Source organism: Candidatus Nitrospira bockiana (assembly GCF_965152565.1).
Map to the genome: position 1 here is coordinate 3,289,929 of NZ_OZ224215.1, position 19,980 is coordinate 3,309,908.

Sequence of the window (19,980 nt, forward strand, 5' to 3'; positions counted from 1 at the left end):
TTCGTGTCCGGGCTCGATGGACAGGGCGGTCGCCCGCGCTCCCCTCTTTCTCCCCGGTCCTGGCAGAGAGTCCTTCCTTCGGATCAAACGTTACGACCGAGGTCGAGCGCCGCTTCGGCACAAAGATCGGATGCGGTCAGGAGGTCGTGGGGGCGGACAACCGCGCCGCGAGCCGTTCCCGCCAACCTTCGGACAGGCCGCGAGCCCGCAGCGCCTTCTGGATCAGGCCCCGATTGTCCTGATCGAAGAACATCACGTCCACCAACTCCGCGACGGTCAGCGTTCCCGACTCCATCCCATTGGGTCGGATGGTGTCGCCGGCGGCCACCTCGCCCTCCTCGAGGACTCGGGCGTAGAAGCCCAATCGCCGGCTGTCCAAGAACCGCTTCGGAAAGGCCTGAGATCCCATCTTGGCCCCGAGCTTGTAGCACGGTACCCGCGACTGGCTGATTTGAATCAGAGCCGACCCGATCCGGAACGTCTGGCCGACGCGGACCGCCGCTTCCGTCATCCCTTCCACCGTGAGGTTCTCGCCGAACTGTCCGTAGGCCAGGTCCGTCCGTCCCAACACCTCCGACCAATAGGCGTAATGCTCGGCGGGATAAAGATAGACCGCCTGGTCCACGCCGCCGTGGTTCTCCTGATCGGCCTGGTGGTCGCCGTCCAAGCCGAGCGCGCGGAGCCTGACGGGCCGCGCCACCGGCTCTTTGAAGATGCCCGTCGGAACGGATTTGCCGCGATACGACAAGCGCTTGATCGGCGAGACATTGACGGAGACGAGTTTCATGGGCTCCCCCGACTGGGCTGCGGAGAAAAGGGTCGACGACGCGGTTCAACTCCTATCGTCTCGCACGATGCCCGTCCGTTACAACGACGATTCCGTCCCCGCTTCTTCGCATCGCGTGCAGTTCAGCATCCGCCCCAGATGATCCCTTCGGCCCGCCTCGGTGAGGACCCAGAGGCGGCTGACGAACGGCGGCTGGTGCCGCACGTGCTGTCCATGCCCGCACGCGAGGTCGGCGACCCAGTCCCCGTGCTCATCCTGGTGAAACCCGACGATCGGCTGCTGCACGCGCCTGTCCGCCCTCGATGGGTACTGAGCGCGGTCGCGAGCCGGAGACTCAGCGACCCGCCGGCGACGAAGCCAGGAACGCCTCGAACCGTGACGGGTAGAATTCCAAGTCCGCGTTCGCCCACGCCCGTTGGAACCGTTCCTCGACGGCCTTGGCTTCCTTGTTGGCCTTCCGCGCCCGCAGGCTCTGGGCCAGGCCATACAGGGACCAGGGGTTCTCCGGGGTGCGCCGGAGGTCCTCGCGGAAGACCGCTTCGGCTTCCCGGTATCGGCCGGCCGTCAACAGCACCGCGCCCAACGATTCCCGCACGGGATAGTACCAGTCGGGCGGCTCGTAGTACCGCAGGTCGTCCTGGAACCGGACGGCCTCCTTGAAATGCTCGACGGCCTCATCCATCCGCCCTCGCCTGGCGGCGAGCTGGCCTTCGACGACCTTGGAGGCGATCGTGAGCAGCCGCCGCCCGGAGTTCAACCCGATGATCCGATCGGGCGGCATCTCGTCGACCAGGCGCGAGAGCTGCCGGTGCTCCTGCTCCGCCTCGTCCACGCGCCCCTGGGCCACGTGGGCCAGAGCGCGTGCGTAGTGCCACAGGGCCGTGCTGTACGTCAACTCGCTCGGCGGCGCCGGCTCTGCGAGGACGTCGTCCCATTGACCGAACCGGACCAAGGCGAACAGCAGCGTCGGGACGAAGAACTCGATTTCAGGCACCTGGCGCACCGCGTCGAGCGACACGTTCCGCATCAAGTCCCGGGCGGCCAACCGGGCCTCTCCGCTTCGCCCCTGCATCGTCAGGGCGGCCCACAAGAAATGGATGTTGTGGGGATAGTAGCCGACGGGATAGATCCCCGAGAGCGGCCGGCCTTGGAGGTAGTGACGATCCGCGGTCACCGCGTGGGTGTTGTACTCCGCCGCGTCGGCATAGCGCCCCACCCGGATGAAGATGTGCGACGGCATGTGGACGAGGTGGCCCGCGCCGGGCGCGAGCGAGGGCAGACGCTCGGCGCAAGGGACGGCCCGCTGCGGCTCCCACGCCTCCACGGCATGGATGTAATAGTGGCAGGCGCCGATATGATCCGGATCGCGTGTGAGGACGTCCTCCAGCACGGAGACGATCTCCATCGTCCCGGGCTGCGGCCGGCCGTCCTGCGTCCAGTAATCCCACGGCCGGAGGTTCATCAGCGCCTCCGCCAGCATGGTGGCGGCATCGGTATCCGCCGGATCCTGCTGATGCAGCACCCGCATCGCCGCGGCATAGGCGGCGTCCAAGGCCTTGCGATCGGCGTCGGGCGCGGTCGAGTAGCGCACCGCCAACGCCTCGATGTAGGCCTGCTCGCGCGGGCTCACTTTCTCAGCCCGTCGCCGGGCCTCCTGGATCGCCTCATACGCCCGGCGCTCCTGCTCGCGCCCCATCGGGGCGTTGATGTTCGGCCCCAAGGCGTACGCGATCCCCCAGTACGCCATCGCCGCGTCCGGATCCAGGCGCACGGCTTCCTCGAACGAGCGAACCGCTTCTTCGTGGTTGAAGGCATAGATGAGGCGCAGTCCTTGATCGAAGTACTGCTGCGCCTTCGGGTCGCTCGTCGTGATCGGATGATGCAGCCTCCCGAGGTTGTCGAACAGGATCACCGGTCCCGTCGGTGAGGGATGGCTCTCATGGGGCTCCGGCGGCTCGGATCCGCGAACGGCGGGAGCGCCTATGAAGGACCAGACGAAGAGACAGAGAACGAGCATGAACACGACGGTCGATCGCATGACGGCCTCCTCGAAGGTTCAACGGCTTCTCAGCCGGTGCAGACAGGCTGTGCTCCACAGTAAAAGAACGTCTCCATGACGCGGCACCACGCGCTTCCAACCGTACCCTAGGGCATCCGAGCTTCGCACGCAAGCCGACTTCGCATCTTACGGCCTGGAATCGCGCGTCCTCCTGCGGCACGCTCCGGCAACCGTTGACTTCACCGGACGGGGTCGCTACCGTACGCCGCGACCGCCGGCATGTCTCCTCCCTGACGACCCGTGCCGCTGAGCCGATCAATGAAGCGGGACTCCTCACGATGACCATGTACCGGATCACGCGGATCGAGGTGGATCGTCTCGACGTCCCGATCACGGACGCGTTCGTCGTCGCCACCGGCCGGCTCACGACCGCCCGGAACCTGATCGTTCGGCTCACGCTGGACGGGGGCGCCGTCGGGTATGGGGAGATCGCGCCGTTTCCCGAGGTCGGCGGGAGCGATCGCGAGAGCTGCGAGCGGGCGGCGGCCAAGCTGGCGGCGATCGCCCACGGCGCGACGGCCACCGAGTACAGACGGCTCGGCCGGCTCTGGAGCGAGGCGACCCCGGAGCACCCCGCCGTCGTGTGCGGCTTCGAAACCGCCTTGCTCGATGCGCTCTGCCGGACCTTGGCCCTTCCGCTGTGGGCCCTGTGGGGCGGAGCCGACGTGAGGGCGCGCGAGACCGACATCACGATCCCGATCACGACGGCCGAGCGCACCGTCGAGCTGGCCAAGGATTGGTACGGCCGGGGCTTTCGGTTGCTCAAGACGAAGGTCGGGAGCGACCTCGACCAGGACCTCCGGCGCCTGGAGATGCTGCACCGGCAGCTCCCGGAAGTGGCGATCATTGCCGACGCCAATCAAGGATTCACGGAAGCGGAGTGCCGTCGCTTCGTCCAGGAAGCGCGCCGGATCGGAAGCCGACTCGTCCTGATCGAGCAACCGGTGCAAGGCGACGACATCCAGGGCATGGCGGCGTTGCGACGAGAGCTCGGGATTCCGATCGCCGCCGACGAATCGGCGCGATCGATCCAGGACATCCAACGCCTGGCGGCTCACCGCGCCGCCGATATGATCAACATCAAGATCATGAAAAGCGGCCTCCTGTTCGGCATCGAGATGGCGGTCTTCGCCCGGGCCCTGGGATTTCGCCTCATGATCGGCGGCATGGTCGAGACCCGCGTGGCCATGGGATGTTCCTTCGGGCTCGTGCTCGGCCTTGGAGGCTTCGAGGTTCTCGACTTGGATACGCCTCTCTTGCTCGCGGCCGATCCCGTCCGCGGCGGGTATCAGTACGACGGCCCAACCCTTCGACCCTGGACGGGTCCCGGCTCGGATCTCCGGTTCGACCCCGCGACCCCGCTCGTCCCGGTCGTGTCGTACGGTCACTGATGCGGCGTTCGACCGTCGCCCTCCGGCACCAAGCCGCCCCGCATGGACGCCATGGGCGATCGGCAAGACCGCGCTCGAGGTCCCCGTGTCTCGCTGAGACCGCCCGAGTATGCTAGACTCCCTCCGCTCTCCTTCCTTCATACACGTGAGGCACGCTCGATGGTGAACACGGGGACGACGACCGGGTTCGTGGGCATCGGCCGCATGGGCGCCAACATGGCTCGCCGGCTCAAGGAGCAAGGCGTGGCCGTGACCGCGGTCTACGACGTGGACGCGCGAAAGACAGCCGCGCTCGCGGACGAACTGGGCTGCGAGGCGGCGACGAGCCCGAACCGGGTCGCCGAGCGCGCCTCCACGGTCTTCACCGTGGTCACCGACGACGCTGCGATGCGGCGGCTTTTTGACGGCGGCCGGCCCGATGGGCTGTTGCATCACGCCAAGGACCGCCTGTTCATCAATTGCGCGACCGTGTCCCCGCAGGTCCACGTGGAGGTCGAGCGCGCGGTCGAAGCGCAGGGGGGACGGAGCCTCGAGGCCTGCATGGCGAGCAGTATCCCGCAAGCCCGGAACGGCACCCTGTACCTGATGTGCGGAGGGCGGCCGGCCGCCTTCGAACGGGCAAAGCCCCTGCTGGCGCTCCTCAGCGCACATCTCCGCTACATCGGACCGGCCGGCGAAGCGGCCAAGGTCAAAGCCTTGGTCAACATGGTCATGAACATCAACACGGCCGGGCTCGCCGAGGGACTCGGGCTCGGTGCGGCCTTGGGGCTCGACCTCACGATGTTGCGCGAAGTCTTCGCACAGACCGGTGCGGCATCCCGGGTATTGGAGACCGACGGTGAAGACATGCAGCACCGGGCCCATGACTGTTACTTCTCGGCCGCTCATGCGGCGAAAGATTCGGGGATCGCGGTCTCGCTCGCCGAGGCCGCCGGGCTGGCCCTTCCGCTTGCACGGGCGACGCACGCCCAGTATCAGCGGCTCGTCGCCTTGGGGAACGGCGAGCTGGACAAATCGGCCATCGCCGAGCTGACCTTCAAAGACCGATGCGGTTCTTGACGCCACTGCCCGTCCTCATCCTTCTGCTCGGCCTAGCCGGCTCCGGCTGCTCCGACAACCGAGCACAGGAGCTCTACATGACCGCCCAGTTCGAGGAGCGACAGAACAATCTCACGCATGCCAAGGAGCTGTACCAGGAGATCCTCGCGAAGTACCCCGACTCTGAGTACGCCAAGGCCGCGAGCAGCCGGCTTGCGGCCTTACAGGCGGCGCCATGATCCCCGCTCGTCGCTCTCGCGTATCGCGCCAAACGGTCGCTCTTCGCACCCGCACCCGGTGACCCGTTCCTGCTCCTGACCGCGGTGCATCGGAACATGGCCAACACGAGCGGGACGATCAGCCACAGCAGCCCCTTGGCGAGGAAGAACCCACATCCCGCGAATCCGATTCGCTTCCACCAGCACGGCGGCCGGCGGTCCGGTTTCCCATCGAGGGCACTCGGCCTCATTCGCGCCTCCTTGGAGCATCGGAGCGGCGTCGCGCCGCCCCGATGCCCTTCCCGGCTACAGAGTTGGCGAAGACGCCGTCACGGCGCTCGGCTTGCCATACCGGACCGACGGAATCAGCATCGGCACCCGCTCGCGATACTCGGCGTACGCGCGGCCGTGCACGGCGACCAGATCACGCTCCTCGAACCGAATTGCCAGGAGGATGTACGCCGTCGTCGCGATCGCGAAGACCAGATGCGCGACCGTCATCGTCGGCGTCGCCCAGAACGCGAACAGCCAGCCCACGTACAAGGGGTGCCGGACGTACCGATAGAGCCAGGGCGTCTTGAACGGGAGCGGGGTGTAGGGCTGGCCCTTGAGGTGGAGCCAGACCTGTCGCATCCCGAACAGATCGAAGTGGTTGATCAAGAACGTGGCGACCAGCACGAGCAGCCACCCGAACCCGAACAGGCCGTGGAGTACGGCACGACTGATCGGTTCCTGCACGTCCCAAATGGTCCCGCCCATCGGTTGCCAGAGATGAAAGAGCAGGAGGAGCGCGGCGCTCGAGAAGAGGACGTAGGTGCTCCGCTCGACCGGTTTCGGGATGACGCGGGTCCACCAGCGCTTGAAGGCGGGTCGCGCCATCACGCTGTGCTGGACGGCAAAGAGTCCGAGCAGCAGCAGGTTGATCACGATGGCCTGCCCGACGGGGACCTGCGGCGCGCCGTCGATCGTGCGGGCGACGCCGATGTTCCCGACGAAGGCCAGGGCATAGAGAAACGTCGCCAAGAAGATCACATAGGTGAGGCTTCCGAACGCGAAGGCGATGAGGCGGCTCGTCATGATGTCCTCCTTGTGCAGCGCGCACGGCTCGTTACAGGTTTTCCACGATGACCGAGACGGGCACGGGATTGGAGACGATGTCGAAGACCGGTGAGAACGTGCAGAGGTCCTTCAACGCCTCGGCCGGAGCATCGGATTTCACCCGGAACTCGACGCGAATGCGCTGATAGCCTCGTCGCACGTCCTCCGCAAGCCCCAGGAAACCACGAAGATCCAGCTCGCCTTCCAGGCGGGACTCCACCGCCTCGACCCTGATCCCGCGGGCCGCCGCATGATAGACGAGCGAGGTAGTCAAACAACTGGCGAGGGCATGGAGAACGTATTCCGCCGGGTTGGGGCTGCTATCCTGGCCCAGGAGGATCTCCGGCTCATCGGCCTCGAGCCGGAACGCGTGTGGGTGCGTGACCTCCTGTCCCGCGCCTGCAAACCCGCTGATGGTCGACCGGTTGCGCGATCCATCGACCCACCGGTTCTCCAGACGGAACCTGAACGCCCCGAGACTCGGCGTGCCCGAGACCGCTTGGATGGTCTCCGTCATTCGGTCGACGCTCACGCCATTGACCGTTCCTGTCACCGTTGCCTGTGCCATGACACACCCTCCTTCAGGTTGATGATGACCGATGAGCGAGCGAAACAACGCTTGATCCGCCCTCCGACAGAGCTCTTGCCACCGCATCCCGACTCCTGACGACCTACCGTGACGCTGCAGGGGCGAGCTCCCACCCCTCCTCTTTCGCTCCACTGCAGGACGGGGCGCGGGGAGAGAGCAACACCCGTCGAAGGAGCCGGGCCGACATGGGCTCGAGCCGATTCCAAGGGGCGAGCAACAGCAGGCGGGCGAGGAGGCAGTAGTTGGCCAGCACCCTCGCGGCCGTCCCCACGGCCATCAACCAATACAGGCCGCCCAGCGGAGCCCATTGCCCTGCGAGCAGAAGCCCCAGATAGACCAGACGGACCTGCACGGGAAACGCCGACACCGAGCGCTCACGCGAGAAGAAGTGCGCGAGTTGGACCACGCACAGGGCGATCGCGAGGCTGCCCCCCCACGGGCGACCCGTCAGCCCAACGACCAGGAGCACTATCGTGACCAACCAGTACCACCAACCGATGTCACGCCGCGTCTTCATGTCCCCCTCTGGCTCATGGCTTCTTTTGCCGGGGCTCAAAGCAGGCTGGATGCCAGAAGATCGTGCGAGCGAGGCACAAGAAAATCGAGGAGTTAGGAATCGGCAACGGCGACGCGTCGTCGCGAGATCTCGCCACTTGCGGGATCTCGCGATCGCGCTCGTGGGATCTCGCGAGTGTGGGAGGAGGCCGAGAAGAACGAGAAGAAGGGGTCAGGACGGGCGCTTGATACCGAGGGCTTTCATTCGGGAGCTGAGGGTCGAGGGATTGATGCCGAGCAGCCGCGCGGCGCCCTGTTCACCGGCGACGCGCCACTGGCATGCCTGCAGGGCCGCGAGAATGCTCTCTCGTTCCAAGGCTTCGAGTTCGTTGATCGTCCGAATGCGTGTCGGGGAAGAAGCCGCGGGCGGCGGCTCCGGATCCACGGGCCGGGCCACCTCGGGAAGAGCACGGTCGAAGTTCAGGCGACCATCTCGGGCCGTGATGACCGCCCGCTCGATGACGTTCTGCAGCTCACGGACGTTTCCCGGCCACGAATACGCCCGAAGGCGACGGATGCAGGCCTCGGTGAGGGGCTCGATCGTACGTCCCATCCGCTCGGCCACCCGCCGGGCGAAGGCCGCCGCCAGCCGGCCGATGTCGTCCCCGCGGTCGCGGAGGGGAGGAAGCTGGATGGGAAACACGTTCAGCCGATAATACAGATCCTGGCGGAACCTGCCGTCACGCACCGCCTGATCGAGATCGCGATTCGTCGCCGCCAGCACCCGGACGTCGACGCGCCGGGTCTGCGAGGTCCCGACGGGCTCGAACTCCCCTTCCTGGAGGATGCGAAGCAGCTTCACCTGCAGGTCCACCGGCAGCTCCCCGATCTCGTCCAAGAAAATCGTGCCGCCGTCCGCCAGCGCAAACCGCCCCTCCCGCTTCTTCGTCGCCCCGGTGAACGCGCCCTGCTCGTGGCCGAAGAACTCGCTTTCGATCAGCGTCGCGGGGATCGCGGCGCAGTTGACCTTGACCAGCGGCTTGTCCCCCCGGCGGCTGGCCGCATGGATGGCTCGGGCGATCACTTCTTTTCCCGTGCCCGTCTCTCCGAGAATCAGCACGGTGGCATCGGTGCCGGCGACTTCCGCCACGTCGCGAAGGACGCGCACCATGGTCTCACTCTGTCCGATGATCTCGTCGAACCGATGGAGCGCCTGCAGCTCCTCCTTGAGCAGCTCGGCTTCGGCGGACAGCGACCGGATCTTGCGCTCGGCTTCGAGCCGGTCGTCCACGTTGCGCAGGATGAGGGTGTAGCAGGTGCGGCGGTGCACTTCGAAGCGGGACAGCGTCGCCTCGGCTGGAAACGGGGTGCCGTCGGCGGCCCGCGCTTCGAGTCCGCCCGGGATCCACAGCGCCGATCGTCCGCCGGGCCCGCCCCCCGTCCCTTCCGACGAGGCGCCGTCTTGCAGCGTCTTCATCAGGTCGGCCAGCTTGCGCACGCTCCCCGGCGCCAGAAAGCGCGCGAAGCTCGAGCCGCGCATCCCATCGGCCGTCGTGCGAAACGCCTGCTCCGCGGCGCCGTTGACGTGTGAGACGCAGAGCGCACCGTCGAGCTCGATGATGGCATCCATCGCGCTTGCGACGAGACGCGAGAGCTTTTCTTCCCGCAGGCGGACCTCCGCCTCGGCGCGCAACCGTTGAAGCTCGGCCGCCGCCCGGGCGGCAAAGATCTGGAACAGCGCGTGAACGCGCGGTTCATCCGGAATCGGCCGGCGATCGATCACGGCCATGTGTCCGAGAATTTTTCCATCCACGTCGAGCAGCGGGACGCCCAAGTAGCTGACGGCGCCCGTTTGCTTGATGTCCGGGTCTTCGGGGTACAAGGTCAGGAGGTTGTCGGGGAAATGGACGAGCCGACTCGTCGTGATGACCTGTTCACAGGGCGTGCCGGCGATGTCGATCTCGTAGTCCTGCACCCAGGCGCCGTCCATCCAGAACGCCAACGCCCGCAGCCTGCGGGCATGCTCCAGATACTCGGTCACCCATGCACCGTGCGTCCCGAGCGCCTTGGCGAGGTTCTCGACGACCGCGTGGAAGAAGCGCGAGCCGGTCTCGGTCGCCGTGCCTTCGAGAATCCGTCGAAGCGCGGCGTCTTGGTCGAGGTGTCGAAGCGGGAGCGCGTCGGGCGCGCTCATGGCCGGACTCCTTCAGGCGGGGGAGCTGGAACGACTGAAGCCGCTCCGCACGCGCGTGTCAGCCTTGCCGGGCACTGTCGTCCGGACACGGCTCGACACCGCCGGTCACACCCGTGGGCGCCGAGAAGAGGGCCGAGTCGGGCGGCAGGCACGCCTGCTCCTCGGCGACCGGCACATCGTCCAGAGTCAAGGGCGGGGCGGCAGGGACATCATAATGCTCGCGGACCCACAGGGTCGCGGAGACAAAGATGGCGACGAGCACGTACAACGACAGCACCGCGCCGCCTTTTATGCACCGTCGATTCTTCTCGGCCCGATCCAAGTCACGATCATGGCCGCGTTCGGACCGTGCCAGCTCCCGGATCAGCATGGGAGGAAACTACTGCAAACGCCGGGAACATGCAAGGCGCGAGAGGCGCCTCATCCTTCGACCACATAGCCGGGCGCCTTCTTGATCTGACGCTCCGGCGCCGCGGCGCTCGGTCGAATGAGCTTCCCGAGTGTCAGGCCCTGGACCAAAATGGAGAAGACCACGACGATGTACGTGATCGTCACGATCGCGTCACGCGTGTCTCCCGCCGGGAGCGAGAGGGCGAGCGCGACCGAGATGCCTCCCCGGAGACCGCCCCACGTGAGGATCAGCGTCGCCCGCCGGCTGAGCTCCCGAACCAGGCTGAAGAGCTGGACGGGGACGCCGACACTCAGGAACCGGGCCAGCAGCACGATCGGGATCGCCAGCAGGCCGGCCTCCAGGTACTGCGTCTTGAAACTGAGCACGAGCACTTCGAGGCCGATCAGCACGAACAGCACGGCGTTCAACACCTCGTCCACCAACTCCCAGAAGGTATCGAGATATTCCCGGGTGGTGTCCGACATGCCCCACCGGCGTCCTTGATTGCCGATGAGCAGGCCGGCGACGACGACGGCGATGGGGCCGGACGTGTGCAAGGCGTCGGCGAGCCCGTACAGGCCCATGACGAGCGCCAACGTGATCAGGATCTCCACCTGATGCGCATCGACGCTCTTGATCATCGCGTACGCCCCATACCCGATCGCCAGCCCGAGCGCCGCGCCACCGAGGGCTTCGACGACGAACAGCGTCACGCTCTCCCCGACGGTGACGCCCCCTTTCGTCGCCAGCGCGAACAGGATGAGGAAGACCACGACGCCGATGCCGTCGTTGAACAACGACTCACCCGAGATCTTGATCTCCAGGGCCTTGGGCACCTTGGCCTGCTTCAGGATGCCGAGCACCGCGATCGGATCGGTCGGGCTGATGAGCGCCCCGAAGAGCAGACACATCACGAAGGGAAGATCGAGCCCGAGCCACCCGAACCCCCAGTAGCCGAGCAGCCCGACGATGAGCGTGGACAAGAGGACTCCGGCGGACGCCAACGTGGCGATGATCCACTTGTGGTCGAAGAGATCGTCGAGATTCACGTGGAGGCTGCCGGCGAACAGCAGAAAACTGAGCAGGCCGTGCAGGACGGTTTCATTGAAATCGATGCCGCGGATGAAGCGCTCGGCCTCCTGCTCCACGCCGAACCCCAACTTGCCCAACAGGAGCAGGACGAGCGACATCGCCAGCGCGATCGCCATCAGCCCGATCGTCAACGGCAGTTTGATCCACCGGTGATTGACGTAACTGAATCCGGCGGACAAACAGATCAGGATCGTGATCGTCTCAATCAACGTCATCGTCAACCCCCCGGCGTTGTAACAGAAGCCCCCGCAAAGGGGAAGGGCGGTCTCCCATCTGGCCGTCCACCGTCGGGCGCACCGCCGGTCCGAAAGAGGTCACGCCCCGGGCTCCACGTGAGGTTGATCCGGCACGCTGGTCCGGCACACCATCGACTGCCGCCTGGAGGCCGCCGAAGAGCCCCGCGTCAGAGCGGCCGGCACACGCGCCTGCCGTCCGGCCGATAGGTGACGCCGCGTCGGCTTGGGTATCGTGAATCAGGCGTTGAACTCCCACTCTCGCGGAGGAGGTCATGAACAGGTTGAAGGCGATCATGCACGTTGGGTTCGCGATCATGGTCCTGGGAGCCTCATCGGCTGTGGCCCAAACCGGAGGAGCGGTGGGCGGAGGGCCGAGCGGAGGAGGGGGCTCCGGCGGGGCGATAGGGCCGAGCGGCAACGCCGGCGCCATTCCTCCCGGCGCCGCGACACCGAATCCCGGAGGCCTTTCCGGGAGTCCCGGCGTCGGCACACCCGGCCCGGGAGCGCCGGGAGCAGCCGGTCCGGTCCCCGGCGTCGGCCTCGGCTCTCAGCCGGGAATGTCGTTTGGCGCCCCTCGGTCCGGACTGGAACGAGGGGTCACCGGCAGGCCGGGGGAGTACGGCTCCGGGCTGGGAGCGGATGTGGGAGCCAGCGGCGGTGCGGAGATGGGAGCCGGCTCTCACGTCGACCGTTCGGACATCGGTTCCCGATCATCGTCCCCGTCCTCGACGACGCCGGCGATCGAGCCGGGCCCTTTCGCGAATCCGGGCTCGGGAACGGTTGGTCGGTGAGGCGAGTGGAACGGTCTGGAAGGAAGAGGGGCACGCAGGAGGAGCGCACGAACGAGCGCCGCTGGCCGGATCACCAGAATCGGCGCTCGCTCCACCGCACGGGCCGCATGTAGGCAAAGAGGGCGGCGAACGCACAGATGGCGAGGAAGAGACCGAAGGCGAGCACGAGCGCGGCAGAAGCTTTGAGGTGCTCCATGGTGACGCCCTCCGGAAGTAGCTGGCCTCACTGTACCGCAGGCAGGCGGGGACGGCAATGGACCAATGGTCGTAGACGAGGCCTCGGGCACGGCATCGCGACCCGGACGCCCTACCGGGGCCGGCCGCGACCGGCGGCCGATGCCCGGACAGGCGGAATCTCGAGGCTGGAAAGATCACCGCTCACCGGATGGCGAATCCCGGCTTTTCCCCCCGACCGGACGATGTGGGTCGTGGCCAGACCGGCCGTTCGCGCCGCATCCAATTCGGCTTCGATGTCGGAGAGGAACAGCACGGCCTCCGGACGTTGGTTCCAGTGCTCCACGATCCGACGATAGGAGCCGGCCTCTGTCTTCGCCCCCACCCGGGTATCGAAGAAATGTGAAAACAGGTGGGTGAGATCGCCTTGCGCGGTGTGCGCAACGAGGAGACGCTGCGCCCGTTCCGAGCCGGACGAGTACAAGGCCAGGTCGAGCCCCTTCGCCCGCCACTGCATCAAGGCCGGGAGCACGTCTTCATAGAGCGCCGGCGCAAATGCGCCGGCTCGGTAGCCCTCCTCCCAGATCAATCCCTGGATGCCTTTGAGGCCGGGCTCCTTTCGGTCCTCATCGATCCAGCGGGCGAGGACCCGGGCGAGCTCGTTATCGGTCGGACGAGCGCCTTCCACGCGCATCACCGCGTCGCGGGATCGGTCCAACCAGTGACGAACCTCCGGCTCGTGGCCGCGTGCGCGGAGGAACGACGCGAGGCGCGACTTCGCATACGGGAACAGGATCTCGCGCACGAAGGCGATCGAGGTGATCGTCCCCTCGATGTCCAGCAGCACGCAACGAATCGTCTCACTCACGGTAGCGCTGCTCGATCCCCGAGTCGGTATAGTGCGGCACCCACCCGGCTTGATCGGTGAAGATCCGGATCGCCCGCACGTGCGGCTCGGGCCCCAGATCGAACCAGTGCTTGGTGTTGGCCGGCACCGACAGCAAATCGCCCGCCGTGCAGGTCACCGCGAAGACTTCGTCACGCGGCCGCTCCCGGTGGAACCAGAACACGCCCCGGCCGCTCACGAAGTAGCGGACCTCGTCCTCGCTATGGGTGTGCTCGCGAAGGAACTTGTCCCGGATGACCGTCAGGTTCGGCGTTTCGGGCGTCACGGCGACGACGTCGGCGGTCCGATACCCGCCTTTCGCCATGAAGGGCCTCAACCAGTGCTCGACGGAGGCGAGAACGGCGGCATCGTCCGCGTCGAGGCCGAGCGAAGAGTCCGGCGCCCAGCGCTGATAGAAGACGCCGCGTTCATCGAGAAACGCCCGAATGTCGGCTTCATCCGAGAGAAACAGTCGATGGTCGGGAACCCGTAGCGTAGCCATGGCTTCGTACCTCCCGCTCGCACTCCAAGAGAAATTCGAATACTTCCAGATGTCGCTTGGCCTCCGCCAGGTCCTTCCCCCAGGCATAGAGGCCGTGACCGGCGAGGAGAAACCCGTAGCAGGGCCCTTCCCCGCGAAGCTTGGGCGCAATGACCGCGGCGAGCGCCTCCATGTCCTGGGAGTTTGGGAAGACGGGGAGATCGACCGCGCACGCATGCGTCTCGATGCCTTGGAGTCCCTTGAGCAACTCCCATCCCCCGAGCCGCACGCGGCCCTGCGCTTCTTCCAGCCGGGACAACAGGGCCGCCGGCAGCGAGTGCGTGTGGAGCACGGCGCCCGCGTGCACGGTCTCGTAGAGCATGAGGTGCAGGCGCGTCTCGGCCGACGGCCGGCGTGCGGCGCCTTCCAGGCATCGGCCCTGGCCGTCCACGACGACCACGTGCTCGGGTTCGATCAGTTCCTTGTCCACACCGGAGCTCGTGATCGCACAGACCGCGGGCGAGGCGGCGCCGGGGAGCCGGATGCTGTAATTCGTGCTCGTCCCGGGCGCCCATCCCTTGCGGTAGGCCCACCGCGCCATCTCCGCGAGCTGATCGGCGTACAGCTTGAAATCCAGACACGTCTTCATCGTCCCTGCTCCGTCAACGACGACGTGCTTGTACCGGAACGAGGGCGAGAGAGACACTGGCGGTTCCGCCAGGGAGCGAGGAGCGACGGCCGCAGATTGCCGGGGTGGATCACGGGCCGTCCTCCGCGTTCGGGGTCAATCGCCTGAGCCCACCGACTCGATCGGCGGGATGTTGTAGCACAGCTCGAGGTCGAATTCGTCGATCAGGTCGTTGGCGGCTTCCTTGCCGTGGTCCCCGCGTACCTCTTTCACGATCAGGTCGATGGCCATGCCGGCGTGGGGCCCGAATTGAGCGATCGCGGATTCGATGCGCCGCCGCGCTTCGTCGAGTGTCATGGCCGAGGCTCCTGGACGGGCTTGCAGACGGCCTTCGTCACGTCGCGTCGCCCGTCCTTCCAATGGGTGAAGGTTTCGGTGTAGTAGCCCGTGCGGCGGTGCAGCGAGTTCGTCGAATGGCCGTAATCATCATGCTCCGCCCATTCCAGGTAGGTCTCGTCGAGTCGAGTCAGCGGGTACGACTTCTCGCTGTTGAGGTAGGTCACCGTTTTCTCGCTCAGGTCCACCCGGGCCGTGAAATTGACTTGCCCGTGGCACTCGACGATGAGCACCTCCCCGGCCGCGGCGGAGGACGAGGCGAGAACGGCCACCACGGCCGCTATCACTGTTGGAACGCTCATATCCACCTCCTTGCCGGCCGTTGTCACGCCCCGGAGCGGCTTACGTTACCAGATTGCCCGCCGCCTCGCATCATTTCTCGACGGGCTTTGCACCGACGATGAGGCCTTGACTCCGTGCCGCGGAGAGCATATGTTGACTCGTGGGGAGGAGTTGAACGCGCCCGAGGGAACATTGTCCAACAGGGGGTCGAGCGCTGAAGACGGTGTGCAAGCCCAGCATTGACTGGGAAGCCTAAAGTCCTCACCAAGACCTCCACCGTGACCCAACGCTCTCGCAAGGAGCGTTCTCCTCCCTCTCTTCATACCGTCCCGCGACCTCGTATCGGCGACCTCGTATCGATTGACTTTTGGCCTGTCGTGTTTATTGGATCCCCGTCGTGCACATCTGTTCTATCCGTCGATGTGCCGGAGAATGGCGATGGGTGATTCACCATGTTCTTCATGCACGGCCTCGAGCTCGAGCGGGTCTTCGGTCGGGCCGACTCGTTTGCCCTCCTCGTCGCGGCGCTGACGTTCCTCCTGTGGGCGGGCGGGGCCTGGCTCACCTGGTGGACGCAGGAGCGCCGGCGCCGGCCCCGTGAAGGGGTGTCCCTCGAGCACCGGCGAGCCGCCTGATGACCGGGAGCCGTGAGGACGACGCGGGGACGCGCCGGGCCGACGTCAATCGAGTCGCTCTTTCGCAACTGGCCTTGCGCGTCGTCGTGGGTGTCGAACGCGCGCCGGGGATCGCAGAGCGGCGTCTGATGCTGCTCCGAGCGTTCGGCCATGCCCATCAGCTCAACCCGGCAGTCCCGGAGGATCCCGACATTGCCTTGCTGGACTCGTTGCTCCAGCATCCCGACCGCTTGCTCCATACCCTTGAAGCGCTCTGGACGACCGGTTTTTGAGAGGCTCTCCCCGGGGCGACCAGGCTCGGACGGCCGATCCATGGTCGACCTGGCCGATCCGCTCGATGGCGCTCGTGCATGACCACCTTCATGAAACCCGCTGGATCGTCATCTTGATGCCGTGCCGAGGGCGCAAGGTGATCGCGACCTCCGGCTCGACCGGGTGCCCCGGCACGAGCGCAAGCGTGTAGCGCCGGGCGATGAGCGCCAAGAGCAGCACGGCCTCGAGCATGGCAAAGTGGCTGCCGATGCAGCTCCGTGGCCCGGCGCCGAACGGGAGGTACGCCAGTCGCGGGCTTGATCGGGCCGGCATCGACAGGAAGCGCTCGGGCTTGAAGCCTTCGGGGTCGGGCCACCACGCCGGGTGGTGATGGATGTTGTAGATCCCGACGACGACGATCGTGCCGGCCCGCACCGGATGTCCGCCCAGCGTCGTGTCCACGGCGGCACGCCGCTGTACGGCCGGGGCCGGGGGATAGAGGCGAAGCGCTTCCTCGAATACGGCGCGCGTATAGTCCAATCGCCCCAGAGCCTCGGCCGAGGGGGGCTCCTCACCCAGCACCGACCTCACCTCTGCCGTCACCTTCCGGGCGATCTCCGCATGCCTCGCCAAGAGGTACCAGGTCCACGCCAGCCCGTTCGCGGTCGTTTCGTGTCCGGCGCTGAAGATCGTCACCAATTCGTCCCGGATCTGTCGATCGGTCAGCCCGGGGCCCCCTTCCTCGGACTGGCCGTAGAGCAGCAGATCGAGCACATCGTCATGACGCACCCCGTCCCTCCGGCGGGCCTCGATCAGCCCGTAGATCATGCCGTCGAGCACCGCCGTGGCCCGGCGGAAGGTCCGGTTGTCGGCGGTCGGAATCCACAGGGGCAGACGAAACGGATTATGGAACGCGTTGAAGGCGAAGCGAAGGAGCACTCGCAGCATCGGCTCGAGGGTCCCGATGTGCTCCAGCACGGTCGTCTGCGCCATCGTTCGCGTGATGATCTCCAGCGTCGCTCGCATCATCTCCGAGGCGACGTCGATCGGCTCGTTCGGGCCGTGCGTGTCCCATCGGTCGATCACGCGTTCAGCGACCTCCACCATGCGCCCGACCAGGGACGGCAGGCGGGCCCGATGGAACATGGGCTGGATGAGGCGCCGGTGCCGCCGCCACGTCTCGCCGGTCGCCGTCAACAGGCCTTCACCGAGCACGAGCGCAAGGCCCGTCGGCCGCGCCGGATCGTAGACCTTTACGAAGACGTCGGACTTCTCGAGCAACACTTCCTCGGCGAGGGCCGGGTGGCTGACGAGATAGAACGTGCGCGGGCCGAGCCGAAACCGCACGAGATCGCCGAGCTCACGGTGCCACGCCGCCATCGTTTCGAGCGGCCGGCGGCGGAACTCCGCAAGGTGGCCGATGAGGAAACGGCCCTTCGGGACGTCGCGAGGGTGAAAGGCGGAGGTCAGACCCACTGCTCGCAGGGCAGGACGAAGACGTGAAACGGAACGCCGACGGCTTTGCGCCGACCCTCCAGCTCGCCCTCGAATCGACCAATCCGGGCGCGCAGTCCAGGAAGCCGGTCGTCCGGAACGGCGATGAACAGGATGGTGTTGGCGCCACCCCATGTCACGGACCCGGGGACGGTGCCGGTCGCGCCTTTTCCTTGGACGTTGTCGATTCGGGTGTAGGCGAGGCGCTCCTCCTCGATGAGGCGGAGCACCTCGTCCTCGAACGACGTTCGAAACACCATCATCACCATGTGCATGTCATGCCCTCACGTGCCGTGTTCGAAGCGCCCGAACGGCGAGGAGCCGCGTCAACGCGGCCTGCATCGCCTCGGCGGGAAGCGAGATGCGGTGGCCATGGCCCGGCAGCACCCATTCGAATCGAAGGTCGCGCAAACGTTCCGTGGACGCGTACAGGCGCGATTCCGACCAGACGTACACCGAGGGCATGGCCAATTCGCCGCGGTCGGGCTCCCACCAGAGATGGTCCCCGGTGAACAGGTACCGGTGATCGGCGAACAGCGCCGTGCTCCCGGCGGTGTGCCCCGGGACCGGAACCGCCAAGAGGCCGTCGGCGAGAGGGGACGGAGCCGCCCCGCGGATCAGGCGCTCGACGCCGGGCATGGCCCAGGCATCCGCTTCGTGCATGACGCGGACCGCACCAAACCGCTCGGCATACCGGGCCGCATCCGCGACGTCGTCGGCGTGCGTCAGAAAGATGCTGCGGACTCCGCCCAAACGGGTAAAAGCCTCGACCAGGTGCCCGGTGTAGCGCGGGGCATCGATCAGCCAATTGCCGTCCGGACGTTGGAGGAGATAGCTGTTCGCGCCGAACGATTTCTCGGAATTGAAGCCGTTGTAGTACAGCCCCGGCGCGATCGGGAGGGGGAAGCTCGCACGGGCCGTCCGCAGAGCTGGCTGCTCGGCCCGGTGGGTCCCGATGGAACCGACCGGACAGGCGATGAGCGCTTGATACGCACGGAGGGTCGAGTCGCCGTCGGGCGGTTGACGCCAGACGACCGAGTAGTCGTCCTCCTCGCGAAAGACGTCAGGAGCGAGCTGCCGGCACGTGTCGCAATTGATGCAGGTGGAATCGACGAAGAACGGCCCCTCGACGTTGGCGGGCAAGCGCTTGGCGGGGTGTGCCATGCGGGGGATCGTACACGTCCTCGGCCCGCCGTGCAACGCGGGGCGTCGTCGATCGGCTAGCGACCGGGCCCCGCCGGTGCCCGGCGCTTGAGTCGCTCGAGCTCCTTCTCCAATTCCATCATCTTCAATTCACGGCCGATCACGACGTCCTCGAACTGTTGGAGCTCGGAAACCTTGTCCTGCAGGTCCGCCTTGGACTGTTCGAGCGCATGGACGAGATCCTCGTACTCCCGGACCTTGTCGACCAGCGCGCGATTCAACTTCTGGATCTCTTCCTCGGACTGCCGCCGTTGAATTCCGATCGCGATGTAGTTCGCGATGTGCTGCGCGTCCCGCAGCTCCGCCGCGGTAAACGCGTGGGGCTGGTCGAAGTAGATCATGAACTTGCCGAGCAGTTGGTCGCCCGACAGGAGCGGGATGAACGCCAGGGCCCGGATGCCTTCAGCGAGCAGCACGTCCCGCAACGGTCCGAGTCCCGGTTCTTGCTCCACGTCCGCCATGCTGATGGGCTCCGGGCGGCGGGGGCCCGACCAGGGAGAGTGGCCTTCGACGGCGCGTCGATAGCCGTCGCTCAAACCCACCCACGCCCGAAAGGTCATCCGTCCGGTCCCGTCCATGAGCAGGATCGACACGCGGTCGGCTTTGAGGACGCGTTGGATCGCCAGGATCGCTTGTCGCTGGATCTCTTCGAGCGGGCAGGAGGCGCACAGGCTCTTCGTCAGCTCATACACGGCATGCAGCTCCTCGTACCGCCGCTCGAGCTCCCGCTCGTGCTGTTTGCGCTCGGTAATGTCCCGTTTGATCCCGACATAGCCGGCGATCTCGCCATCCGCGTTCAAAAGGGTAAACGCCGACAGCTCGATCGGCCGCAGGGCGCCCGATTTCGTCCGGCAGAGAAGCTCTCCGCGGTACACACCGTCCCGTTGCAAGGCCGCGATGACGGCGGCGAACTGCTCCTCGCCCATGTGCACCGACGGTCGCTCATGACTCAGCTCCTCCGAAGAGTACCCGAGCAGGGCCGCATGGGCGCGGTTCTGCTGCACGTAATACCCTTGAGCATCGAGAATGCCGATCCCGTCGCTCGAAAAGTGAAAAATGTGCTCGTAGATCGAGGCATCCTTCTCGGGGTGCACGTCGCGCCCTGACACCTCGACGGCACCTTCATTCTTGACCTTCATATTGGCATCGCCCATGGACGTTCTCCTTGAG

The 19,980-nt window shown here is 66.3% G+C and carries 25 protein-coding genes and 1 other RNA gene; 7 read left to right on the plus strand and 19 right to left on the minus strand.

Going from position 1 to position 19,980, the window contains the following annotated elements; translation table 11 throughout:
- Positions 1-136 precede the first annotated feature (136 nt).
- The 3 genes from ACWHYV_RS15990 to ACWHYV_RS16000 form a co-directional block, all read right to left on the minus strand.
- Positions 137-787: an MOSC domain-containing protein gene (locus ACWHYV_RS15990; RefSeq protein ID WP_447977489.1), complete on the minus strand. Its 651-nt coding sequence runs from the start codon at positions 785-787 to the stop codon at positions 137-139.
- 78 nt (positions 788-865) lie between these two features.
- A complete protein-coding gene (locus ACWHYV_RS15995; RefSeq protein ID WP_447977490.1) occupies positions 866-1,072 on the minus strand; it encodes a DUF3565 domain-containing protein in 207 nt (68 codons plus the stop codon).
- A 49-nt stretch (positions 1,073-1,121) separates the two neighbouring features.
- Positions 1,122-2,825 carry a tetratricopeptide repeat protein gene (locus tag ACWHYV_RS16000; protein ID WP_447977491.1) on the minus strand — a complete coding sequence of 568 codons (1,704 nt, stop codon included), beginning with the start codon at positions 2,823-2,825 and terminating at the stop codon, positions 1,122-1,124.
- 305 nt (positions 2,826-3,130) lie between these two features.
- On the opposite strand from ACWHYV_RS16000, the gene ACWHYV_RS16005 reads away from it, so the two are divergent.
- The 3 genes from ACWHYV_RS16005 to ACWHYV_RS16015 all read left to right on the plus strand — a co-directional run bounded on the left by ACWHYV_RS16005 (position 3,131) and on the right by ACWHYV_RS16015 (position 5,514).
- Positions 3,131-4,237 (plus strand): dipeptide epimerase, encoded by a 1,107-nt coding sequence (locus tag ACWHYV_RS16005; protein WP_447977492.1) that lies wholly within the window; start codon positions 3,131-3,133, stop codon positions 4,235-4,237.
- A gap of 159 nt (positions 4,238-4,396) precedes the next feature.
- On the plus strand, positions 4,397-5,296 hold the full coding sequence (locus tag ACWHYV_RS16010; RefSeq protein ID WP_447977493.1) for an NAD(P)-dependent oxidoreductase: 900 nt from the start codon (positions 4,397-4,399) through the stop codon (positions 5,294-5,296).
- Positions 5,284-5,514, plus strand: coding sequence for a tetratricopeptide repeat protein (locus ACWHYV_RS16015; RefSeq protein ID WP_447977494.1), 231 nt, complete (start codon positions 5,284-5,286; stop codon positions 5,512-5,514). Before ACWHYV_RS16010 ends, ACWHYV_RS16015 begins: the two co-directional genes overlap by 13 nt.
- 285 nt (positions 5,515-5,799) lie before the next feature.
- On the opposite strand, the gene mddA is transcribed toward ACWHYV_RS16015, so the two are convergent.
- The 6 genes from mddA to ACWHYV_RS16045 form a co-directional block, all read right to left on the minus strand.
- Entirely contained in the window at positions 5,800-6,570 is a 771-nt protein-coding gene (mddA, locus tag ACWHYV_RS16020) for a methanethiol S-methyltransferase (RefSeq protein ID WP_447977495.1), read from the minus strand.
- Between the two features lie 31 nt (positions 6,571-6,601).
- Positions 6,602-7,159 carry an OsmC family protein gene (locus ACWHYV_RS16025; RefSeq protein WP_447977496.1) on the minus strand — a complete coding sequence of 186 codons (558 nt, stop codon included), beginning with the start codon at positions 7,157-7,159 and terminating at the stop codon, positions 6,602-6,604.
- 103 nt (positions 7,160-7,262) lie between these two features.
- Entirely contained in the window at positions 7,263-7,697 is a 435-nt protein-coding gene (locus tag ACWHYV_RS16030) for a hypothetical protein (protein WP_447977497.1), read from the minus strand.
- A 210-nt stretch (positions 7,698-7,907) separates the two neighbouring features.
- Positions 7,908-9,869, minus strand: a complete 1,962-nt coding sequence (locus tag ACWHYV_RS16035; protein ID WP_447977498.1) for a sigma-54-dependent Fis family transcriptional regulator — start codon at positions 9,867-9,869, stop codon at positions 7,908-7,910.
- Positions 9,870-9,927: 58 nt separating this feature from the next.
- Entirely contained in the window at positions 9,928-10,239 is a 312-nt protein-coding gene (locus tag ACWHYV_RS16040) for a hypothetical protein (RefSeq protein ID WP_447977499.1), read from the minus strand.
- Between the two features lie 50 nt (positions 10,240-10,289).
- Entirely contained in the window at positions 10,290-11,567 is a 1,278-nt protein-coding gene (locus ACWHYV_RS16045) for a cation:proton antiporter (RefSeq protein WP_447977500.1), read from the minus strand.
- A gap of 293 nt (positions 11,568-11,860) precedes the next feature.
- On the opposite strand from ACWHYV_RS16045, the gene ACWHYV_RS16050 reads away from it, so the two are divergent.
- Complete coding sequence (locus ACWHYV_RS16050; RefSeq protein ID WP_447977501.1) at positions 11,861-12,379, plus strand: hypothetical protein; 519 nt, start codon at positions 11,861-11,863, stop codon at positions 12,377-12,379.
- A 70-nt stretch (positions 12,380-12,449) separates the two neighbouring features.
- On the opposite strand, the gene ACWHYV_RS16055 is transcribed toward ACWHYV_RS16050, so the two are convergent.
- The 6 genes from ACWHYV_RS16055 to ACWHYV_RS16080 all read right to left on the minus strand — a co-directional run bounded on the left by ACWHYV_RS16055 (position 12,450) and on the right by ACWHYV_RS16080 (position 15,246).
- The gene (locus ACWHYV_RS16055; protein WP_447977502.1) at positions 12,450-12,575 is read right to left on the minus strand and encodes a hypothetical protein; all 126 of its coding nucleotides are present in this window, start codon (positions 12,573-12,575) and stop codon (positions 12,450-12,452) included.
- 111 nt (positions 12,576-12,686) lie between these two features.
- Complete coding sequence (gene mtnC, locus ACWHYV_RS16060; protein ID WP_447977503.1) at positions 12,687-13,421, minus strand: acireductone synthase; 735 nt, start codon at positions 13,419-13,421, stop codon at positions 12,687-12,689.
- Complete coding sequence (locus ACWHYV_RS16065) at positions 13,414-13,941, minus strand: 1,2-dihydroxy-3-keto-5-methylthiopentene dioxygenase (RefSeq protein WP_447977504.1); 528 nt, start codon at positions 13,939-13,941, stop codon at positions 13,414-13,416. The genes mtnC and ACWHYV_RS16065 overlap by 8 nt, the downstream gene beginning before the upstream one ends.
- Complete coding sequence (mtnB, locus tag ACWHYV_RS16070; RefSeq protein WP_447977505.1) at positions 13,895-14,569, minus strand: methylthioribulose 1-phosphate dehydratase; 675 nt, start codon at positions 14,567-14,569, stop codon at positions 13,895-13,897. The genes ACWHYV_RS16065 and mtnB overlap by 47 nt, the downstream gene beginning before the upstream one ends.
- A 135-nt stretch (positions 14,570-14,704) precedes the next feature.
- A complete protein-coding gene (locus tag ACWHYV_RS16075) occupies positions 14,705-14,905 on the minus strand; it encodes a hypothetical protein (protein ID WP_447977506.1) in 201 nt (66 codons plus the stop codon).
- Entirely contained in the window at positions 14,902-15,246 is a 345-nt protein-coding gene (locus ACWHYV_RS16080; RefSeq protein WP_447977507.1) for a hypothetical protein, read from the minus strand. The genes ACWHYV_RS16075 and ACWHYV_RS16080 overlap by 4 nt, the downstream gene beginning before the upstream one ends.
- A gap of 182 nt (positions 15,247-15,428) precedes the next feature.
- On the opposite strand from ACWHYV_RS16080, the gene ssrS reads away from it, so the two are divergent.
- The 3 genes from ssrS (at position 15,429) to ACWHYV_RS16095 (ending at position 16,133) form a co-directional block, all read left to right on the plus strand.
- Positions 15,429-15,504: non-coding RNA, 6S RNA (ssrS, locus tag ACWHYV_RS16085), on the plus strand.
- Between the two features lie 174 nt (positions 15,505-15,678).
- Positions 15,679-15,861: a hypothetical protein gene (locus ACWHYV_RS16090; protein ID WP_447977508.1), complete on the plus strand. Its 183-nt coding sequence runs from the start codon at positions 15,679-15,681 to the stop codon at positions 15,859-15,861.
- The gene (locus ACWHYV_RS16095; protein WP_447977509.1) at positions 15,861-16,133 is read left to right on the plus strand and encodes a hypothetical protein; all 273 of its coding nucleotides are present in this window, start codon (positions 15,861-15,863) and stop codon (positions 16,131-16,133) included. The genes ACWHYV_RS16090 and ACWHYV_RS16095 overlap by 1 nt, the downstream gene beginning before the upstream one ends.
- Positions 16,134-16,221: 88 nt before the next feature.
- On the opposite strand, the gene ACWHYV_RS16100 is transcribed toward ACWHYV_RS16095, so the two are convergent.
- The 4 genes from ACWHYV_RS16100 to ACWHYV_RS16115 are packed head-to-tail and all read right to left on the minus strand — an operon-like array spanning position 16,222 to position 19,964.
- Complete coding sequence (locus tag ACWHYV_RS16100) at positions 16,222-17,589, minus strand: cytochrome P450 (protein WP_447977510.1); 1,368 nt, start codon at positions 17,587-17,589, stop codon at positions 16,222-16,224.
- Positions 17,580-17,882, minus strand: a complete 303-nt coding sequence (locus ACWHYV_RS16105; RefSeq protein ID WP_447977511.1) for a hypothetical protein — start codon at positions 17,880-17,882, stop codon at positions 17,580-17,582. The genes ACWHYV_RS16100 and ACWHYV_RS16105 overlap by 10 nt, the downstream gene beginning before the upstream one ends.
- A gap of 1 nt (position 17,883) precedes the next feature.
- A complete protein-coding gene (locus tag ACWHYV_RS16110) occupies positions 17,884-18,771 on the minus strand; it encodes an MBL fold metallo-hydrolase (protein WP_447977512.1) in 888 nt (295 codons plus the stop codon).
- Between the two features lie 56 nt (positions 18,772-18,827).
- The gene (locus ACWHYV_RS16115; RefSeq protein ID WP_447977513.1) at positions 18,828-19,964 is read right to left on the minus strand and encodes a PAS domain S-box protein; all 1,137 of its coding nucleotides are present in this window, start codon (positions 19,962-19,964) and stop codon (positions 18,828-18,830) included.
- Between the last annotated feature and the right edge of the window lie 16 nt (positions 19,965-19,980).

What these genes read in the sequence shown, in the direction of transcription:
- ACWHYV_RS16000 (WP_447977491.1), bottom strand. Translation starts at nt 2,825, where the DNA reads ATGCGATCGACCGTCGTGTTCATGCTCGTTCTCTGTCTCTTCGTCTGG.
- ACWHYV_RS16005 (WP_447977492.1), top strand. Translation starts at nt 3,131, where the DNA reads ATGTACCGGATCACGCGGATCGAGGTGGATCGTCTCGACGTCCCGATC.
- mtnB (WP_447977505.1), bottom strand. Translation starts at nt 14,569, where the DNA reads ATGAAGACGTGTCTGGATTTCAAGCTGTACGCCGATCAGCTCGCGGAG.
- ACWHYV_RS15990 (WP_447977489.1), bottom strand. Translation starts at nt 787, where the DNA reads ATGAAACTCGTCTCCGTCAATGTCTCGCCGATCAAGCGCTTGTCGTAT.
- ACWHYV_RS16075 (WP_447977506.1), bottom strand. Translation starts at nt 14,905, where the DNA reads ATGACACTCGACGAAGCGCGGCGGCGCATCGAATCCGCGATCGCTCAA.
- ACWHYV_RS16105 (WP_447977511.1), bottom strand. Translation starts at nt 17,882, where the DNA reads ATGCACATGGTGATGATGGTGTTTCGAACGTCGTTCGAGGACGAGGTG.
- ACWHYV_RS16050 (WP_447977501.1), top strand. Translation starts at nt 11,861, where the DNA reads ATGAACAGGTTGAAGGCGATCATGCACGTTGGGTTCGCGATCATGGTC.
- ACWHYV_RS16035 (WP_447977498.1), bottom strand. Translation starts at nt 9,869, where the DNA reads ATGAGCGCGCCCGACGCGCTCCCGCTTCGACACCTCGACCAAGACGCC.
- ACWHYV_RS16110 (WP_447977512.1), bottom strand. Translation starts at nt 18,771, where the DNA reads ATGGCACACCCCGCCAAGCGCTTGCCCGCCAACGTCGAGGGGCCGTTC.
- ACWHYV_RS16055 (WP_447977502.1), bottom strand. Translation starts at nt 12,575, where the DNA reads ATGGAGCACCTCAAAGCTTCTGCCGCGCTCGTGCTCGCCTTCGGTCTC.
- ACWHYV_RS16045 (WP_447977500.1), bottom strand. Translation starts at nt 11,567, where the DNA reads ATGACGTTGATTGAGACGATCACGATCCTGATCTGTTTGTCCGCCGGA.
- ACWHYV_RS16025 (WP_447977496.1), bottom strand. Translation starts at nt 7,159, where the DNA reads ATGGCACAGGCAACGGTGACAGGAACGGTCAATGGCGTGAGCGTCGAC.
- ACWHYV_RS16010 (WP_447977493.1), top strand. Translation starts at nt 4,397, where the DNA reads ATGGTGAACACGGGGACGACGACCGGGTTCGTGGGCATCGGCCGCATG.
- ACWHYV_RS16115 (WP_447977513.1), bottom strand. Translation starts at nt 19,964, where the DNA reads ATGGGCGATGCCAATATGAAGGTCAAGAATGAAGGTGCCGTCGAGGTG.
- ACWHYV_RS16040 (WP_447977499.1), bottom strand. Translation starts at nt 10,239, where the DNA reads ATGCTGATCCGGGAGCTGGCACGGTCCGAACGCGGCCATGATCGTGAC.
- ACWHYV_RS16095 (WP_447977509.1), top strand. Translation starts at nt 15,861, where the DNA reads ATGACCGGGAGCCGTGAGGACGACGCGGGGACGCGCCGGGCCGACGTC.
- ACWHYV_RS16090 (WP_447977508.1), top strand. Translation starts at nt 15,679, where the DNA reads ATGTTCTTCATGCACGGCCTCGAGCTCGAGCGGGTCTTCGGTCGGGCC.
- ACWHYV_RS16065 (WP_447977504.1), bottom strand. Translation starts at nt 13,941, where the DNA reads ATGGCTACGCTACGGGTTCCCGACCATCGACTGTTTCTCTCGGATGAA.
- ACWHYV_RS16080 (WP_447977507.1), bottom strand. Translation starts at nt 15,246, where the DNA reads ATGAGCGTTCCAACAGTGATAGCGGCCGTGGTGGCCGTTCTCGCCTCG.
- ACWHYV_RS16030 (WP_447977497.1), bottom strand. Translation starts at nt 7,697, where the DNA reads ATGAAGACGCGGCGTGACATCGGTTGGTGGTACTGGTTGGTCACGATA.
- ACWHYV_RS16015 (WP_447977494.1), top strand. Translation starts at nt 5,284, where the DNA reads ATGCGGTTCTTGACGCCACTGCCCGTCCTCATCCTTCTGCTCGGCCTA.
- mddA (WP_447977495.1), bottom strand. Translation starts at nt 6,570, where the DNA reads ATGACGAGCCGCCTCATCGCCTTCGCGTTCGGAAGCCTCACCTATGTG.